The 346-nt window shown below is 54.9% G+C and carries 1 protein-coding gene (only partly in view); it reads right to left on the minus strand.

Annotated features, from left to right (window positions below; genetic code table 11):
- Positions 1 to 346: part of a ParB/RepB/Spo0J family partition protein coding region (locus JK635_RS28165; RefSeq protein ID WP_202653240.1), annotated on the minus strand (this coding region is incomplete at its 5' end). The annotated region extends 25 nt beyond the left edge of the window; the window shows 346 of its 371 annotated nt.

The raw sequence follows: 346 nt of genomic DNA on the forward strand, positions 1-346 counted from the left end.
CCGATCAGGTTCGGTTTTTCGTCCAGCATTGCAATGGCTTCCGATGGCAAGTCAAAAAAGGCAAGACAACGGCTAATCGTTGCATCCGAGACGCCAATGCGCCTCGCCAATGTACCTTGCGTCAACGGCTTTCCGGCTTCGGTAGACATCGTCAAGGTACGCTTGTAGGCTTTGCCCCGCTCGTAATCGCAAAGAGAACGTTTCGCCTCGTTATCGGCAAGCGCACCTATCGCTGCGTCGGTGACGGAGATGTTTTCAAGCACGAACGCTGGTATTTCCTGCTTCCCAAGGATCTGATGCGCGCGCAAGCGCCGCTCCCCGCCAATTAACTCATAGCGGCCATTCT

The sequence above is a fragment of the Neobacillus paridis genome, from assembly GCF_016765675.1.
Taxonomy (GTDB): Bacteria; Bacillota; Bacilli; order Bacillales; family Cytobacillaceae; genus Neobacillus; species Neobacillus paridis.